Origin of the sequence: Mesorhizobium sp. LjRoot246 (assembly GCF_964254115.1) — a bacterium.
Taxonomy (GTDB): domain Bacteria; phylum Pseudomonadota; class Alphaproteobacteria; order Rhizobiales; family Rhizobiaceae; genus Mesorhizobium.
The window spans coordinates 142,729-159,558 of sequence record NZ_CAXUSN020000001.1; the positions used below are offsets into that span (position 1 = coordinate 142,729).

Consider the following 16,830-nt stretch of genomic DNA (forward strand, 5'->3'; position numbering starts at 1 on the left):
CGCTTGCGGTGAAGCGCGGGCAGCGGCGATGGATGATTTGGTGCAAGCTATTGCGACGACCCGGGTTGCCGGATCATGTTTGTTGCGCACAACTGATAGGGACGTGGCTTTGCACCAACCCACGCTTCATAGGTTCGACAGCTTGTAGCGTCGAGCACGAGACCATAGCGGGTAACGATCTCAGCCGATCGCTGAATGGTCCCGAGATCGGCTTCAGCCAAACTCATACCGCCTGGCGGCAACGCCACCAGCCGACAACTTCCCGTGTTCGAGGCGTCGCCCACCCGCAAGTGCTTGCTTACGCGTTGCAGCAGCGCTGACAGCTTGCGGCAGGGCCACCCCGACACAGACAACGTCAAGGGCGCAAGGATGTCGTTCATCCGCGCTACACGCACTGCCCCCTCGTCAGTGTGGGCTGGCATCACGGCCCACGCCTTGCCACCTGACCGCTCGACGATTTCACGGACACGCGCTCCGTATGCTGGTCCTTCCGGAAAGTTCGTCCCGAGGCCAACGGCCGCCATAGCCGGCGGAAAGAAGGGGGCCATCCAGCCGTTTGGCTCCTCCTGCGCAATGAACAATATTGTCCCCGATACCGGGAGGTCTGGTACCACCACGCGAAACGCGTGGGTGTCCCACGCTTGGTGGCCCCATGAGCGGGTATCAACCACTGCGTAGGTCGCGACCAGAGCGAGCGTTACAGCAGCGACCCGTTTCGCCATGTCGCCGCTGAGGAGCTTGTGCACCACGATCCAAACGACCAGTGGCGCAAGCATTTCCATTGAGACGGCATAACGGTAGATGCTAAAAATCGCCATCCAGATCACGAAGGCCAAGCTCACGAACAACACGACCAGGCGTTCAGGAACCGACAGCATCAGGCTGGATTTGCGGATGGCGGCGGCACCGACCCACAAAACCACCAGAAGCCACAAAACCGGCCAGACAAATGGTCGTATTGCCAGTTCACCGACACGGGTGGCGTCGGTGACCATTGCAAAGGGGAACAGCAGCGCTTCCCAAATGCTTTTCGGCAGCCATCGCGTGTCCGCAATCGCGATTGGCGCAGCCAGTGGCGAACCAAGCCAGGCATTGAATTGCGGGAATAGTGGATTTCCAAAGACCCGTAGCAATGTCGCGAACCAATAGCCGGCTGTCGTCGCAATCCCCCCGAGCACGCCCAAGCCAAACGCGAAGGCAAGGACTGGTCGCCGCAGCCATGGTGCCGGAAGGGCCAAGAGGGCCAAGCACAGGGCGACGGCAAATACCGCGTTGGTGAGTTTCAGTCCAACGCCGGCCCCCATCAGCAGTCCCCCCACTGCTACTGATATGACACCCCGCCAACCGGCCTCCACAACATGTCGCAACTGCCAGGTTATGAGCGCAAGAGCGCACAGCACAAACACCGCGGTCGTGTTGTCGCCCATGCTATTGCCCAATTCCGACAGGAATGCCGGCCCCATGCAGCCGGCCAGCGAAAGCAGGATTGAGGTGGCATCGTCAGGTTTGCCGGAGCTGCCAAGCACAACACGAACAATGCAAAGCAGCAGCACAAAATTGAGACCGTGGAAGGCACCCATGACAAAGCCTGCCACCATCGCTGGCGCGTGCGTCACCATCGCGTAGTATGGTAGATCGAGCAGGGGATTGAAGTAGCTCTGGAACTGCGCCGCGGCTAAGTCCAAGCCGATCCGCCCGCCCAGCAGCGCGTAAGGGTTGTAGAAGTGATAGTTGAGCAAATCCCAGTTGCTGTCTTGCCCCAGCAGCAGCGCGATCATCCCACCCAGGAGGGGCGCGAGCCACATCGCACGCGTCGCCGCACGAGGGTGGCTGAGCGCGCGGTTTAAACCGCCGATCCACGACCGAAATAACCCTCGACGTGCGGTTTGCGAGCGATCCCGGAACACCCAGGATCGAGCCGACAGAAAATTCAAGACTGTTCCAATACCGGTGCCCGCAACCAAGCCTAATATCGGCGGCCACTTTGCCATGACGAAAGCGCCATAGACTGCGTAGTTGGCGGTACCGCCAAACGTCATTGCCGCGAGGTAACGCAGGCCCTCACGCCACAAAGGCTCGCCGGGCTGTACCGCAAAAGTCTTGCGGCGGTTAAGTTGCCAAGTCACAAATACCGCGGTCAGGAACGAAAATGCCCGGCTGGCGAAGGGGCCGAGGCCAAAGGCAAGCAGCAGGTATAGTACACTGGCATCCGCGGCAAAGCCAACAACGCCAACGACGGCGAACCAGCCGATCTGCTTATGGATCATGGAACCGGCGACCGCAGTGCGCCAATTCCGGGGATCCTCAGATAGGCTATCGTCTTGACCTCGGTTCGACCCCGCGTGACGGTATCGAGAACAAGCCCGCATGCGAATAGGATGCCGCCCAACAGAACAAGCGCAACGCAAAGCAGCGCTGTAGGCTGCCGGGGCACCAGTCCCGTCTCGGCGTATGTTTCCAATAGCGGGACGGCCAGGACGATCGCCAACAATGTTGTCGCGACAGCACCCAGTGAAAAGAAAATAAGCGGCTTTTCCGCCTTAAACAGTCTCACTATCGTTGTCAGGATGCGAATTCCATCACGATACGTCCGAAGCTTGCTTTGTGAACCCGCCGGGCGAGCACCATAGGCCGTGACCATCTCCGCCACCGGCATGCGCAGCTCGAGAGCGTGGACCGTCAATTCTGTTTCGATCTCAAAGCCCGTGGAATGAGCCGGAAAAGATTTTACATATCTGCGTGAAAACACCCGATAGCCTGACAGCATATCGGAAAACGTTCTGCCGAACAGTACCGCCACACAGCGGGTTAGCATCCGGTTGCCGAAACGGTGGCCGAAGCGATAGGCTTCGCCGCCCTCGGGCCGTCCACCGGTCCGAATACCGACCACCATGTCGAGCCGTTCCGAAAGCAAGCGATCGATCATGCGCGGAGCATCGGCAATGCTGTACGTGGCATCGCCGTCCGTCATTACATAAACATCGGCTTCGATGTCGGCGAACATGCGCCGTACCACGTTGCCTTTGCCCGGCATGGGCACGGTCAGGACCTGAGCACCCGCTGCGGCTGCAATTCGCCCAGTGTCGTCGGATGAGTTGTTGTCAAATACAAAAATGTTTGCTGCCGGCAAATGAAGGCGAAAGTCCGCAATCACCTGCGCGATTGTGGCCGCCTCGTTGTAGCAGGGCAGGATAACCGCAATGCGGGGCGCAAATAAATCACTCATAGGCATTGGCGACGACAAGCTCTATTCTTCTGGTAATTTGTGACACAATTGCTGGGGCAATCCGTAGCATGGACAATGTCATGGAATCCGAACCAAAAGGCAGGAAGTTCCCCGATGTATAGCGAGAATTCACGGTTTCGCAACTTCGAGGATCGTGTCCCCAGGGCTCCGAAACTCAGATTAACCAAAGACCTGACGACAGCCAGTTCGGCGGTGTCGGCAGCTTTTTTGCCGGGCAGCTTTTCACGATAGGAATTTTTTCTTGACTCCGTGACGTCAGCTATGGTACCTTTTTACCTATGGTGCTTATTTGCGCCAGTGACCCGCCGCACAGGCGGGTTTTTCATTTGATGCTTCGTCAGCCGACGCGCCGGCGAAGGCTCGGCTTCGGAGGTGCCAATTTCCATGCCCGGAACCTTGCGCCAGGCAGCGCCCGTCGACACGCCAACCTTCAGTTCCATCAGTCGTCCCACGGCAAAGCCGATCATTTCGCAGAATATCGATGTTGGGGCTCTTCTCCACGAGATTGCGCAGGTGCATCATGTCACGATCGGACTCTTACCGGAAAGCACCGATGACCCGCTCGCTACAGCGCCGTCGAGAGTGCGCTCGCGGGCGGCTTGCCTGCCGCCGAACTACATCACGTCCGGGACACGAACATCCCAATAACAACGACAATCATTCGCATCGAATAGCAGTAGGCCGCCTTCTTTCATGATCGACAAGCTGGAATTCTTCATCGCGCTGGCCAGGGAAGAGCATTTCGGCCGGGCAGCGGAGGTGTGCGGGGTCACCCAGCCGACGCTGTCGGCCGGCATCAAGCAGTTGGAAGGCCAACTCGGCGTGATGCTGGTAAATCGCGGCTCGCGCTTCCAGGGGCTGACGCCGGAGGGAAAACAGGTGCTGGTGTGGGCGCGCCGCATCGTCGGCGATACCAGGACCATGCGCGAGGAAATGCGGGCGGCACGCCACGGACTTTCCGGCCGCATCCGCATCGCCGCCATTCCGACCGCTTTGGCCATGGTGGCGCGGCTGACGACGCCTTTCCGCGAGAAACATCCGGGCGTCACGTTCTCGGTGCTATCGCGGACTTCGATCGAGGTGCTGTCGCTGCTCGGCAATTTCGAAATCGATGCCGGCATCACCTATCTCGACAACGAACCGCTGGGACGTGTGACCAGCGTGCCGCTCTATGACGAGCGCTACCAACTGATCACCGCCGTGGGAACCCCCTATTCCGACCGCGACAAAGTGACATGGGCGGAAATCAGCAGCTTGCCGCTTTGCCTGCTGACGCCGGACATGCAGAACCGCCGCATCATCGACCAGCATCTGGCCGAAGCCGGCGTGCAGGTGCGGCCGACGCTGGAATCCAACTCGATGATCGTGCTGTTTTCGCATATCCGCACCGGCAAATGGTCGTCGATCATGCCGCTCAACCTTGCGGAAACATTCGGCTTTTCGGAACCGATCCGGGCCATTCCGATCATCGAGCCGGACGCCAGCCACACGGTCGGGCTGGTGGCGGCGCCGCGCGAACCGCACACGCCGCTGGTTTCGGCGCTGCTGGACGAGGCGATGGCGCTGGCGGACGATTTCCACGCCAACCGTTCCGCTAGACAGGATTAGTCAAACGGGACGATAGAAATTTTCTATCGTGCAACGAAACCGCTTTATTGATTTCAGAGGTTTTCTCTGGTTTCTTAAGCACTTAGCGATAAAGCGGCACACGCATGTCGTTGTTCCAAAACAGTTTGATGCTTTTGGTCGATATGCATGGGTCGCTATGATTATGATAGGGAGGGCGCTGCATGACAATGCAGCCTGCAAGTACCGAGATCACATCGCGCACGGCCGCGATCATCCAGGAGCTGAAAGGCCTCGAAGGCCCGTTGCTGCCGATCCTTCATGGCATCCAGGAAGAGTTCGGCCATGTGCCCAAGGATGCGCTGCCGGTCATCGCCGAGGCGCTGAACATTTCCAGGGCCGAGGTACACGGCGTCGTCAGTTTCTATCACGATTACCGCAGCCAACCGGCAGGCCGGCATGTGCTGAAGCTCTGCCAGGCGGAATCCTGCCAGTCGATGGGTTCGGACGCCATCGCCGCCAAGCTGAAGCAGTTGCTGGGCATCGGCCTTCATGAGACGACCCGCGACGGTTCGGTGACGCTGGAGCCGGTCTATTGTCTGGGCCTGTGCGCCTGTTCGCCCGCAGCAATGCTCGATGGCCAGGTGATCGGGCGGCTCGATGACGAGAAGCTCGACGAGATCGTTGCCGAGGTGCGCTCATGATCCCGCGTATCTACATTCCCGGCGATTCCGGCGCACTGGCGCTGGGCGCCGAAAAGGTCGCCAAGGCAATCGCAAGCGAATTGGCCGAGCGCGGCATCGAGGCCAAGATCGTGCGCAACGGTTCGCGCGGCGCCTATTTCCTCGAACCAATGGTCGAAGTTGCGACAGCCAATGGCCGCGTCGCCTATGGGCCGGTCAAACCGTCCGACGTCAAAAGCCTGTTCGACGGCGGCTTCCTCACCGGCGGCCATCACAAGCGCTGGCTGGGCGCGCCGGACAAAATCCCCTTCCTGGCCAAGCAGACGCGGCTGACTTTCGCGCGCTGCGGCGTCACGGACCCGCTCTCGCTGGACTCCTACAAGAAGTATGGCGGGTTGAATGGACTGACGAACGCGCTGGGACTGACGCCTGCCGCCATTGTCGCCCAGGTGACCGAATCGGGACTGCGCGGGCGCGGTGGCGCGGGCTTCCCGACCGGCATCAAGTGGAAGACGGTGCTCGATACCGCAGGCGACCGCAAATACATCGTCTGCAACGCCGACGAGGGCGATTCAGGCACCTTCGCCGACCGCATGATCATGGAGGGCGATCCCTTCGTGCTGATCGAAGGCATGACGATCGCCGGTATAGCGACGGGCGCGACCAAGGGTTTTGTCTATGTCCGCTCGGAATATCCGCATGCGGTGGCGGTGATGAACAAGGCCGTCGAGATCGCCCGCAGGGCCGGCGTTCTTGGCGCCAGCGTGCTGGGTTCACCCCACGCTTTCGACATGGAGATCCGGGTCGGCGCAGGCGCCTATGTCTGCGGCGAGGAGACCGCGCTGCTCGATTCGCTCGAAGGCAAGCGCGGCATGGTGCGGGCGAAGCCGCCGCTGCCGGCGCATAAGGGGCTGTTCGGCAAGCCGACGGTGATCAACAACGTCATCTCGCTGGCCTCGGTGCCTGTGATCATGGACAAGGGTGCGGCCTTCTACAAGGATTTCGGCATGGGCCGCTCGCGCGGCACAATCCCGATCCAGATCGCCGGCAACGTCAAATATGCAGGGCTGTTCGAGGCCGCTTTCGGCATGACGCTGGGCGAGATCGTCGACGAGATCGGCGGCGGCACGGCTACCGGCCGGCCGGTGAAGGCAGTGCAGGTCGGCGGGCCGCTCGGCGCCTATTTCCCGCGCGGGCTGTTCGACACGCCTTTCGATTATGAAGCCTTCGCGGCCAAGGACGGGCTGATCGGCCATGCCGGCATCGTGGTGTTCGACGACACCGCCGACATGCTGAAACAGGCGCGCTTCGCCATGGAGTTCTGCGCCATCGAAAGCTGCGGCAAGTGCACGCCCTGCCGCATCGGTTCGACGCGTGGTGTCGAGACCATCGACAAACTCGCCGCGGGTATCGAGCCGGAAAAGAACCTCGCTCTGGTCACCGACCTCTGCAACACGATGAAATTCGGTTCGCTCTGCGCACTGGGCGGCTTCACGCCTTACCCTGTGATGAGTTCGATCACCCATTTCCCCGACGACTTCAAGCCCGCGCCCGTGCGTGTGGCTGCCGAATAGGAGCTGGCAGATGAACATCAAGGCCGACTTCCCATCCCTCGTCGAAGAGATCGACTACGGAACCCCGCAATCGAAGGCGCAGAAGCAGGTCACGCTGAACGTCGATGGCCGCAGCATCACCGTGCCGGAAGGCACCTCGATCATGCGTGCCGCGATGGAAGGCGGGGTCGAGATCCCGAAGCTTTGCGCCACCGACATGCTGGACTCCTTCGGTTCGTGCCGTGTCTGCCTTGTCGAGATCGAAGGACGCGGCGGCACGCCGGCCTCCTGCACGACACCTGTCGGCGAAGGCATGATCGTGCGTACGCAGACCGAGCGGCTCGACGCCATTCGCCGCGGCGTCATGGAACTCTACGTCTCCGACCATCCGACCGGCTGGAACGAAAAGGCAGGGACCGGCGCCAGCGAGTTCGATGCGGTGGCTAAGTCGATCGGCCTGACCGAGAACCGCTACGGCATCCAGGGCCGCAACCACGTCAAGCCGGAAGGTGGCGTGGCGCCCGGCCATGGCTCGCTGACGGTCGATTACATCGCCCGCGACGAGTCCAACCCCTATTTCACCTATGATGCCTCGCAATGCATCGTCTGCTCGCGCTGCGTGCGGGCCTGCGAGGAGGTGCAAGGCACTTTCGCGCTGACCATCGAGGGACGCGGTTTCGAATCCAGGGTTTCGGCAGGCATGCACGAGGCGTTCATCGATTCGGAATGCGTGTCCTGCGGCGCCTGCGTGCAGGCCTGCCCGACCGATGCGCTGCGCGAGAAGACGGTGCTGGCCAAGGGCCTGCCGGAACGCTCGGCCGTCACCACCTGCGCCTATTGCGGCGTCGGCTGCTCGTTCAAGGCCGAAGTGAAGGGCGACGAAGTCATCCGCATGATGCCCTACAAGGAGGGCAAGGCGAACCACGGCCATTCCTGCGTGAAGGGCCGTTTCGCCTATGGCTACGCCACCCATAAGGACCGCATCCTGTCGCCGATGATCCGCGAAAGGGTCAGCGATCCCTGGCGCGAGGTGAGTTGGGAAGAGGCGATCGCCCATACGGCGAAGGAATTCCGCCGTATCCAGTATCAATACGGACGCACCGCGATCGGCGGCATCACCTCGTCGCGCTGCACCAATGAGGAAACCTACCTCGTCCAGAAAATGGTGCGGCAGGGTTTTCGCAACAACAATGTCGATACCTGCGCGCGCGTCTGCCACTCGCCGACGGGCTATGGGCTCGGCCAGACCTATGGCACCTCGGCCGGCACGCAGGATTTCGATTCCGTCGACTACACCGACGTCGCCGTCATTATCGGTGCCAATCCGGCTACCGCCCATCCGGTGTTCGCCTCGCGGCTGAAGAAGCGGCTGCGCCAGGGCGCAAAGCTGATCGTGCTCGATCCGCGCCAAACCGAGATGGTCAAGTCGGCACATGTTGAAGCGGATTATCACCTGCCGCTGAAGCCCGGCACCAATGTTGCCGTGCTGACGGCGCTGGCGCATGTGATCGTCACCGAAGGCCTGTTCGACGAAGCCTTCATCCGCGAACGCTGCGACTGGACCGAGTTCCAGGATTGGGCATCGTTCGTCGCCTTGCCGGAAAACAGCCCCGAAACCGTCGGCAAATTGTCCGGCGTCGATCCCGAGCTGATCCGGGGTGCCGCGCGTCTCTACGCCACCGGCGGCAACGGCGCGATCTACTACGGTCTGGGCGTGACGGAACACAGCCAGGGTTCGACCACGGTGATGGCGATCGCCAATCTCGCCATGGCGACTGGCAATATCGGCCGGCCCGGCGTCGGCGTGAACCCGCTGCGTGGCCAGAACAACGTGCAGGGCTCGTGCGACATGGGCTCCTTCCCGCATGAACTGCCGGGATATCGCCACATCTCCGGCGAAGCCGTGCGCGACATCTATGAGAGCCTGTGGGGCGTGAAGCTGGACGACGAACCCGGCTTGCGCATTCCCAACATGCTGGATGCCGCCGTCGACGGCAGCTTCAAGGGCATCTACATCCAGGGCGAGGACATTCTGCAGTCCGATCCAGACACCAAGCATGTCGCCGCCGGCCTTGCCGCGATGGAATGCGTCGTCGTGCACGACCTCTTCCTCAACGAGACGGCGAACTACGCGCATGTCTTCCTGCCGGGCTCGACCTTCCTGGAGAAGGACGGCACCTTCACCAACGCAGAGCGCCGCATCAACATGGTGCGCAAGGTTCTTGAGCCGAAAGCGCGCTATGCCGATTGGGAGGCGACGCAGGAGCTTGCCCGCGCCATCGGGCTGGACTGGAACTATCAGCATCCCTCGCAGATCATGGACGAGATCGCGATGACGACGCCGAGCTTTGCCGGCGTCTCCTTCGGATTGCTCGACCGTGTCGGATCCGTGCAATGGCCCTGCAACGAGAAGGCGCCGCTCGGCACCCCGATCATGCATATCGACGGGTTCGTGCGCGGCAAGGGCAAGTTCATCCGCACCGAATATGTGGCGACGGACGAAAGGACGGGACCGCGCTTCCCGCTGCTGCTCACCACCGGCCGCATCCTGTCTCAGTACAATGTCGGCGCGCAGACCAGGCGCACCGACAACAGCATGTGGCACTCGGAGGACCGGCTGGAGATCCATCCGCACGATGCCGAGAACCGGGGCTTGCACGACGGCGACTGGGTGCGGCTGACCAGCCGCTCGGGCGAAACGACGCTGCGCGCTATGATCACCGACCGGGTGTCGCCAGGCGTGGTCTACACGACGTTCCATCATCCCGACACGCAGGCCAATGTCATCACCACCGACTTCTCCGACTGGGCGACCAATTGTCCGGAATACAAGGTGACGGCGGTGCAGGTCGGCGCCTCCAACGGGCCGTCTGAATGGCAGCGCGACTACGACGAGCAGGCCAAGCAGAGCCGTCGCATCGCGAAGTTGGAAGCGGCGGAGTAGTCTTTGGTGTTGTGCCGAGGCGCCCCCCTCTGGCCTGCCGGCCATCTCCCCCTCAAGGGGGGAGATCAGATGCTGGTTCGGCTTTCGCCAATCACCAACGTCGCGAGGTGGGCGATATCGTCGGAACTGCCAATCTCCCCCCTTGAGGGGGAGATGTCCGGCAGGACAGAGGGGGGCGCCGCGTGACTCGCAAACGCCCTGCCATCACTCAAATCTCCCGCCTCGCCCACCGCGCCAATGGTACGACCTCGGCCAACCGCATGGTGCCGGAAGAGACGCCGGTGGCGTTCTCTTTTGCCGGCACCACGCACGCCGTGATGATGGCGAGCCCGGCCGACTTCGAGGACTTCGCGCTTGGATTCTCGCTCACCGAAGGCATCATCGCCTCGCCTGAGGAGATCGAAACCATCGAGGTCGAGGATCATGGCGCCGGCATCGACATCCAGATCCGGTTGAAGGACACCGCCAACACGCGCTTCGAAGCACGGCGTAGACGACTTGCCGGCCCGGTCGGCTGCGGGCTCTGCGGCATCGAATCGATCGAGGAAGCGATGCGCTCGGTCGATGCGGTTGGTGCGTCAAAGCTTACACTTGATGCCGACGACATCGTCCGTTCGGTCAAGCTTTTGTCGAAAGTGCAGCCGCTGCACACCGAGACCGGAGCCGTGCACGCCGCCGGTTTCTATATCCAGGGCAAGGGCATCGTCATGGCGCGCGAAGATGTCGGCCGTCACAATGCGCTCGACAAGCTGGCCGGCGCGCTGGCCAGAGCCGGCATCGATGGCGCATCCGGTGCCGTCGTGGTGACATCGCGGGTGTCGGTCGAGATGGTGCAGAAGACGGCGGCCATCGGCTCCGCTTGCATCATCGCCGTCTCGGCGCCGACCGCGCTGGCCATCCGCACGGCGCAAGAGGCTGGCATGACGCTGGTGGCGCTGGTTCGCGGCGACGATTTTGATATTTTCACCCACCCCGACCGGGTGGTTTGCGGAGTTGCCAAGCATGTCGCATGACGAAGAACACATCATGAGCACCAGCGAGAAGCTGGTGCGCATGGCAAACCAGATCGCCGATTTCTTCCATTCCAAGCCGCGCGAGGAAGGCATTGCCGGCGTCGCCGAGCATATCAATAAGTTTTGGGAGCCGCGGATGCGGCGGCAGTTCTTCGAGATGCTGGACGATGGCACCGGGAACTTCAACGAATTGGTGGTGGCCGCCTCCGCCAGGATCAGGCGACCGATCACGCCGGCTGAGGCCGACCGCAAACTCGGGCTCCAGCCCTCCCCTGCCGACGTCGCCGCCTCGCAGGAATAGCCGCCGGGCCGTACCGGCTTATATTCGCTATCGCTAAAGTTTAAGCTGCCGGATCGGCGCTGCTCTGCTATGGTCGACGACGAGAAATCGTCAGGCCGGGCGGAAAAACCTCGTGAGGCCGATCGAGACCCGATACGCCCGTAGAGGCGATGTGCGGATCGCCTTTCAGGTGGTCGGGCAGAGATCGTTCGATCTCGTCTTCGTGCCGGGCTTCATTTCCAACCTCGACCTGCACTGCCTCGCCGTCGCGCGCAGATCCCATGGCGATGGCCGCCGTCGTGCGCCACTGGTCGACGAGGCAGATCGTCGTGCAGGCCTGGACGAGTAGATCAACAGCCGGTGAATCAACCGCGGCTTGGGCCGCAAACCTGGAGGAGAAGACGATGTTCAGCGCCAGATGGCAGATCGACGCCAAGTTCGGGCACAAGCAGACCGTACTCGACCTGTTGAAGAAATGGGAACGCGAGATCGGCTCGCAGGTCGGCATCGACGAACTGCAATTCCAGATCATGACAGGTTCGATCGGCGCGCGTGAGGCGACGGTCGAGTCGCATCATCAGGTCGAAAGCCTGGCCCAGTTGGAGGCGATGTTTGCCAAGATCGGCAAGATCGACGCGCACGCCAAATGGGGCAAGGAGATGGAGCCCTATGTCGTGTCGGGCACCAGCCTGTGGAATATCTATCGCATTGTCGAGTAGCGGCGGCGCAGCGGTCTTACCTCTCCGCTTGTGGGAGAGGTCGGATTGCCCCGATTTGTCCTTCACAAATCGGTTGGCAATCCGGGTGAGGGGTAAGCTGGCGTCAAGCTGGAACACCCCTCATCCGGCTCGGCGCTACGCGCCGATCCACCTTCTCCCACAGGGGGAGAAGGGCCGGCGCACTATGCGCTAGCCATGCGCAATCATCACATGGCGCACGGCGGTGTAGTCTTCCAGCGCATAGAGCGACATGTCCTTGCCATAGCCGGACTGCTTGAGCCCGCCATGCGGCATCTCGTTGGTCAGCATGAAATGGGTGTTGATCCAGGTGCAGCCATATTGCAGGCGGGCGGCCGTCGCCATGGCGCGCGAAACGTCCTTGGTCCAAACGGATGACGCTAGGCCATAGTCGCTGTCATTGGCCCAGTTCACCGCCTCGTCGACTTCCGAAAAACGGGTGATGGAGACGACCGGCCCGAACACTTCGCGGCGCACGATCTCGTCTTCCTGCAGGGCGCCGGCAACGACGGTCGGCTGGTAGTAGAAACCGGAGCCCTCGCCCGGCTTGCCGCCGGTGGTGATCTCGATGTGTTTCAGTTCCGAGGCGCGCTCGACGAAGCTCGACACGCGGTCGCGCTGGCGGCGCGAAATCAGCGGGCCGATCTCGTTTTCGGTATCGTCGGCACGGTTGTACTTGATGGTCGAGACGGCGGACGACAGGTCAGCGACGAGCTTGTCGTAGATCTTCTTGCCGGCATAGATGCGGCAGGCGGCGGTGCAGTCCTGGCCGGCATTGTAATAGCCGAAGGCGCGCAGACCGCTGACCACGGCGCCGAGATCGGCGTCGTCGAAGACGATGACCGGCGCCTTGCCGCCGAGTTCGAGATGCGTGCGCTTGACCGACTTGGCGGCCGCCTGCAGCACCTTCTTGCCGGTGGCGACATCGCCGGTGATCGAGATCATGTTGACTTTGGGATGATTGATCAGCGTGTTGCCGACGCTGTCGCCGCGGCCGAGCACGACATTGACCACGCCCTCCGGCAGGATTTCGGCAAGGATTTTCGCCAGCTTCAGCGTCGTCAGCGGGGTCTGCTCCGACGGCTTGAAGACGACGGTGTTGCCGCCGGCGATGGCCGGCGCCAGCTTCCAGGCCATCATCATCAGCGGGTAGTTCCACGGTGCGATGGAAGCGACGATGCCGATGGCGTCGCGGCGGACCATCGAGGTGTGGCCGGGAATGTATTCGCCAGCGACGACGCCCGGCATCGAACGGACGGCGCCGGCGAAGAAGCGGTAGCAGTCGACGATGGCCGGGATCTCGTCATTGAGCACGGCGTTGATCGGCTTGCCGCAGTTGAGCGCCTCGAGCGTGGCGAACTCTTGTGCCGCGGCCTCGATGCGGTCGGCGATCTTCAGGAGATAGCCCGAGCGCTGCGCCGGCGTGGTGCGCGACCATAAGACGAACGCTTGTTCGGCGGCAGTGACAGCCGCCTCTATCTGCGCCTGGCTGGCCTCGGGCAGGTTGAGGATGGTCGCCCCGGTCTTTGGATTGAGGATCGGCTCCTCGGTTTCGGTGCCCTTCTCGAATTTCGAGCCGATCAGCATCTGGGTGTCCATTGGGTTCTCCCTTAACAGGAGCGAGTAGCGAGTAGCGAATAGCGAGTAGGGTTTGACTGTCGATCTTCCCTATTCGCTATTCGCTACTCCCTACTCGCTGTTTTTCATTTCCCGCTTCCAGCGATCTGGTCGCCGTCGCGGGTGAGGTAATAGGCGGCAAGGATGGGCAGCAGCGTCACCAGCACCACGACCATGGCGACGACATTGGTGACCGGGCGCTGGCGCGGACGGATCAGCTCTTCCAGCATCCAGATCGGCAGCGTCTGCTGCTGGCCGGCGGTGAAGGTGGTGACGATGACCTCGTCGAAGGACAGCGCGAAGGCCAGCATGCCGCCGGCAAGCAAAGCCGTGGCGATGTTGGGCAGCACGACATGGCGAAAGGTCTGAAAACCGTCGGCGCCGAGATCCATCGATGCCTCGATCATCGATCCGGAGGTGCGGCGAAAGCGGGCGACGGCATTGTTGTAGACGACAACGACGCAGAAGGTGGCGTGGCCGAGCACGATCGTCCAGAACGAGAACGGAATGTCGGCCAGCGAAAAGGCCGAGCGCAGCGCGATGCCGGTGATGATGCCGGGCAGCGCGATCGGCAGGATGACCAGCAGCGAGATGGTCTCGCGGCCGAAGAATTTTGTCCGCGACACCGCCGCCGAACAAAGTGTGCCGAGAACGAGCGCAATCGCGGTCGAGATGGCGGCAACCCTGACCGACAGCGACAGCGCCTGCCAGACGTCCGGCCGGTTCCAGGTAACGGCGAACCATTGCGTCGTCAGGCCGGGCGGCGGCCAGACAAAGCTCTTCTCCTCGGTGGTGAAGGCATAAACGAAGATCAGCAGGATCGGCAAATGCAGGAACAGCAGGCCGCAGGCGGCTGATATCTTCAGGCCGAGCGGAGCCGACTGGGAACCATCAGAGCGCATCGAAGGCCCCCATGCGCTTGGCGCCCCAGAGGTAGAAGCCCATGATGACGATCGGCACCACGGTGAAGGCGGCGGCGAGCGGGATGTTGCCGGCGGTGCCTTGCTGCGAATAGACGGCCTGGCCGATGAACAGCCGCGAGGTGCCGATGATCTGCGGGATGATGTAGTCGCCGAGCGTCAGCGAGAAGGTGAAGATCGAACCGGCGACGATGCCCGGCAGCGCCAGCGGGAACAGCACATTGCGGAAGGTCTGGCCGGGCGAAGCCCCCAAATCGGACGAGGCCTCGACGAGATTGCCGGGCACGCGCTCGAGTGCCGCCTGAACGGGGAGGATCATGAACGGCAGCCAGACATAGACGAAGACGATGAAGGTGCCGGTGAATGATACCGACAGCGAATTACCGCCGACGACCGGCAGCGACAGCCAGGCATCGAGCACCCACAGCAGATGCAGCTTGGCGAGCAGCCAGGTGAGGATGCCTTCCTTGGCCAAGATCAGCTTCCAGGCGTAGATCTTGACGAGATAGCTCGACCATAGCGGCAGCATGATGCCGAGATAGAACAGCGCCTTCCAGCGGCCGCGCGCATAGCGCGCCGCATAATAGGCGATCGGGAAGGCGATGACCGCCGAGGCCAGCGTGACCAGAGCCGCCATCGTCACCGTGCGCAGGATGATGTCGAGATTGGCGGCCTGCAACAGGTCGCCATAGGTCTTCAGCGTGAACTCGCGGTTGATAAGGCCGGAGAACTCGTCGATGGAGAAAAAACTCTGCGCCAGAAGCGCAAACAGCGAGCCGATATAGACGATGCCCAGCCACAGAACCGGCGGCAGCAGCATGAGCAACAGCAGGACCTTCGGCTTGCGCCAGAAAAGGTCCGACAGCGCACCGCGCAAGCCGCCGCTACCCGGCAGGATGGCGGGGGCGGGATTGGCGTTGAGGGCGGCTGATGTCATGGGATCGCTCTGTGTTGGCGGAGCAAATAGGGGAGGCTGCGTTCCGTGGCGCCCCCCTCTGTCCTGCCGGACATCTCCCCCTCCAGGGGGGAGATCGCCGGTTTCTCGGCCGCGCCAATTCTGCCGCGTTGGAGATTGGCGAAACCAGAAAGGACAGCCAATCTCCCCACTCGAGGGGGAGATGTCCGGCAGGACAGAGGGGGGTGCTTTGTGCAAACCTTACTCATGCCGGCTCGTCCATCAGATGCAGATGCTCGCGATTAAACGTAAGCACGACCGCCTCGCCTTCGCCAGGCAAGGCGGTGCCGGCCGGCACGATGGCGTGCAGCCGCAGCCCGTCGGCGTCGAGCGCCAGCTTGGTGGTAGCGCCGAGATAGTTGGTCGAGACGAGGCGAGCGGCAACGCCTTCGCCGCTGGCCGCGCGACCGACGCGGATGGACTCAGGACGGAGACTCCCCCAGCGATGCTGGCCGGAATAGCGCTGGACGAAATCCGGCGGCAGCACGTTTGAGGAGCCGACGAAGTCGGCGACGAAGCGGGTCTTCGGCCGCTGATAGATATCCTCGGGCGTACCGATCTGCATGATCTTGCCGTCGTTGAAGACGGCGACGCGATCAGCCATCGACAGCGCTTCGCCTTGATCGTGGGTGACGAAGACGAAGGTGATGCCGAGCGCCTTCTGCAGCGACTTCAGCTCCTCCTGCATGTTCTCGCGCAATTTGAGGTCGAGCGCGCCGAGCGGCTCGTCGAGCAACAGCACCTTGGGCTGGTTGACCAGCGCACGGGCGAGCGCGACGCGCTGGCGCTGGCCGCCGGAAAGCTGGCCGGGGTGGCGGGCGCCATAGCCGGGCAGCCGCACCAGCGCCAGCGCCTCTTCCGCCGCCTTGTGCCGCTGAGCCTTGCCGACGCCCTTGACCATCAGCCCATAGGCGACGTTGTCGAGCACGTTCAGATGCGGGAACAGCGCATAGTCCTGGAACACGGTGTTGACGTTGCGGCGATAGGGCGGAACGCCCTCGGCGCGTTCGCCGAAGATCGAGATCGAGCCCGATGTCGGCTGCTCGAAGCCGGCGATAAGGCGCAGGCAGGTCGTCTTGCCGGAACCGGACGGCCCGAGCATGGCGAAGAACTCGCCCGGCGCGATGTCAAGATCGACCGCGTCGACAGCGCGCACGCTGCCGAAATGGCGCGAGGCTTTCTGGAAGGAGACGGCGGAGGTCATGGGCTGTCAGTCCGTTGCCGGTTTGCTGTGTTGATATCGCGCGACGTCCTACCTCCTCCTTGTGGGGAGGTGCGGCGAAGCCGTGGGGTAGGGGTGCCTCGAAAAACGCCG

The 16,830-nt window shown here is 62.3% G+C and carries 15 protein-coding genes; 8 read left to right on the forward strand and 7 right to left on the reverse strand.

Annotated features, from left to right (window positions below; translation table 11 throughout):
• Positions 1 to 47 precede the first annotated feature (47 nt).
• The 3 genes from ACSQ3L_RS00670 to ACSQ3L_RS00680 form a co-directional block, all read right to left on the reverse strand.
• Positions 48 to 2,267 (reverse strand): GtrA family protein, encoded by a 2,220-nt coding sequence (locus ACSQ3L_RS00670; protein ID WP_436158180.1) that lies wholly within the window; start codon positions 2,265 to 2,267, stop codon positions 48 to 50.
• The gene (locus ACSQ3L_RS00675; protein WP_436163353.1) at positions 2,264 to 3,232 is read right to left on the reverse strand and encodes a glycosyltransferase family 2 protein; all 969 of its coding nucleotides are present in this window, start codon (positions 3,230 to 3,232) and stop codon (positions 2,264 to 2,266) included. Before ACSQ3L_RS00675 ends, ACSQ3L_RS00670 begins: the two co-directional genes overlap by 4 nt.
• A 287-nt stretch (positions 3,233 to 3,519) precedes the next feature.
• Entirely contained in the window at positions 3,520 to 3,687 is a 168-nt protein-coding gene (locus ACSQ3L_RS00680; RefSeq protein WP_436158181.1) for a hypothetical protein, read from the reverse strand.
• A gap of 253 nt (positions 3,688 to 3,940) precedes the next feature.
• On the opposite strand from ACSQ3L_RS00680, the gene ACSQ3L_RS00685 reads away from it, so the two are divergent.
• From ACSQ3L_RS00685 to ACSQ3L_RS00720, 8 genes are all read left to right on the forward strand, one after another.
• Positions 3,941 to 4,855 (forward strand): LysR family transcriptional regulator, encoded by a 915-nt coding sequence (locus ACSQ3L_RS00685; protein WP_436158182.1) that lies wholly within the window; start codon positions 3,941 to 3,943, stop codon positions 4,853 to 4,855.
• Between the two features lie 182 nt (positions 4,856 to 5,037).
• Positions 5,038 to 5,517 (forward strand): formate dehydrogenase subunit gamma, encoded by a 480-nt coding sequence (locus ACSQ3L_RS00690; protein WP_436158183.1) that lies wholly within the window; start codon positions 5,038 to 5,040, stop codon positions 5,515 to 5,517.
• On the forward strand, positions 5,514 to 7,070 hold the full coding sequence (locus ACSQ3L_RS00695) for a formate dehydrogenase beta subunit (protein WP_436158184.1): 1,557 nt from the start codon (positions 5,514 to 5,516) through the stop codon (positions 7,068 to 7,070). Before ACSQ3L_RS00690 ends, ACSQ3L_RS00695 begins: the two co-directional genes overlap by 4 nt.
• A gap of 10 nt (positions 7,071 to 7,080) precedes the next feature.
• Positions 7,081 to 9,993, forward strand: a complete 2,913-nt coding sequence (fdhF, locus tag ACSQ3L_RS00700; protein WP_436158185.1) for a formate dehydrogenase subunit alpha — start codon at positions 7,081 to 7,083, stop codon at positions 9,991 to 9,993.
• Between the two features lie 182 nt (positions 9,994 to 10,175).
• Positions 10,176 to 11,006, forward strand: coding sequence for a formate dehydrogenase accessory sulfurtransferase FdhD (gene fdhD, locus ACSQ3L_RS00705; protein ID WP_436158186.1), 831 nt, complete (start codon positions 10,176 to 10,178; stop codon positions 11,004 to 11,006).
• On the forward strand, positions 10,996 to 11,307 hold the full coding sequence (locus ACSQ3L_RS00710) for a formate dehydrogenase subunit delta (RefSeq protein WP_436158187.1): 312 nt from the start codon (positions 10,996 to 10,998) through the stop codon (positions 11,305 to 11,307). The genes fdhD and ACSQ3L_RS00710 overlap by 11 nt, the downstream gene beginning before the upstream one ends.
• 112 nt (positions 11,308 to 11,419) lie before the next feature.
• Positions 11,420 to 11,635 (forward strand): hypothetical protein, encoded by a 216-nt coding sequence (locus ACSQ3L_RS00715; RefSeq protein ID WP_436158188.1) that lies wholly within the window; start codon positions 11,420 to 11,422, stop codon positions 11,633 to 11,635.
• Positions 11,636 to 11,690: 55 nt separating this feature from the next.
• A complete protein-coding gene (locus ACSQ3L_RS00720; protein ID WP_436158189.1) occupies positions 11,691 to 12,005 on the forward strand; it encodes a hypothetical protein in 315 nt (104 codons plus the stop codon).
• Between the two features lie 189 nt (positions 12,006 to 12,194).
• Here the strand turns inward: ACSQ3L_RS00720 and ACSQ3L_RS00725 are convergent, their stop codons facing one another.
• The 4 genes from ACSQ3L_RS00725 to ACSQ3L_RS00740 all read right to left on the reverse strand — a co-directional run bounded on the left by ACSQ3L_RS00725 (position 12,195) and on the right by ACSQ3L_RS00740 (position 16,719).
• The gene (locus ACSQ3L_RS00725; protein ID WP_436158190.1) at positions 12,195 to 13,622 is read right to left on the reverse strand and encodes a gamma-aminobutyraldehyde dehydrogenase; all 1,428 of its coding nucleotides are present in this window, start codon (positions 13,620 to 13,622) and stop codon (positions 12,195 to 12,197) included.
• A gap of 104 nt (positions 13,623 to 13,726) precedes the next feature.
• On the reverse strand, positions 13,727 to 14,542 hold the full coding sequence (locus ACSQ3L_RS00730) for an ABC transporter permease (RefSeq protein WP_436158191.1): 816 nt from the start codon (positions 14,540 to 14,542) through the stop codon (positions 13,727 to 13,729).
• Positions 14,532 to 15,497, reverse strand: coding sequence for an ABC transporter permease (locus ACSQ3L_RS00735; RefSeq protein ID WP_436158192.1), 966 nt, complete (start codon positions 15,495 to 15,497; stop codon positions 14,532 to 14,534). The genes ACSQ3L_RS00730 and ACSQ3L_RS00735 overlap by 11 nt, the downstream gene beginning before the upstream one ends.
• 223 nt (positions 15,498 to 15,720) lie before the next feature.
• Positions 15,721 to 16,719 (reverse strand): ABC transporter ATP-binding protein, encoded by a 999-nt coding sequence (locus ACSQ3L_RS00740; protein WP_436158193.1) that lies wholly within the window; start codon positions 16,717 to 16,719, stop codon positions 15,721 to 15,723.
• Positions 16,720 to 16,830 lie beyond the last annotated feature (111 nt).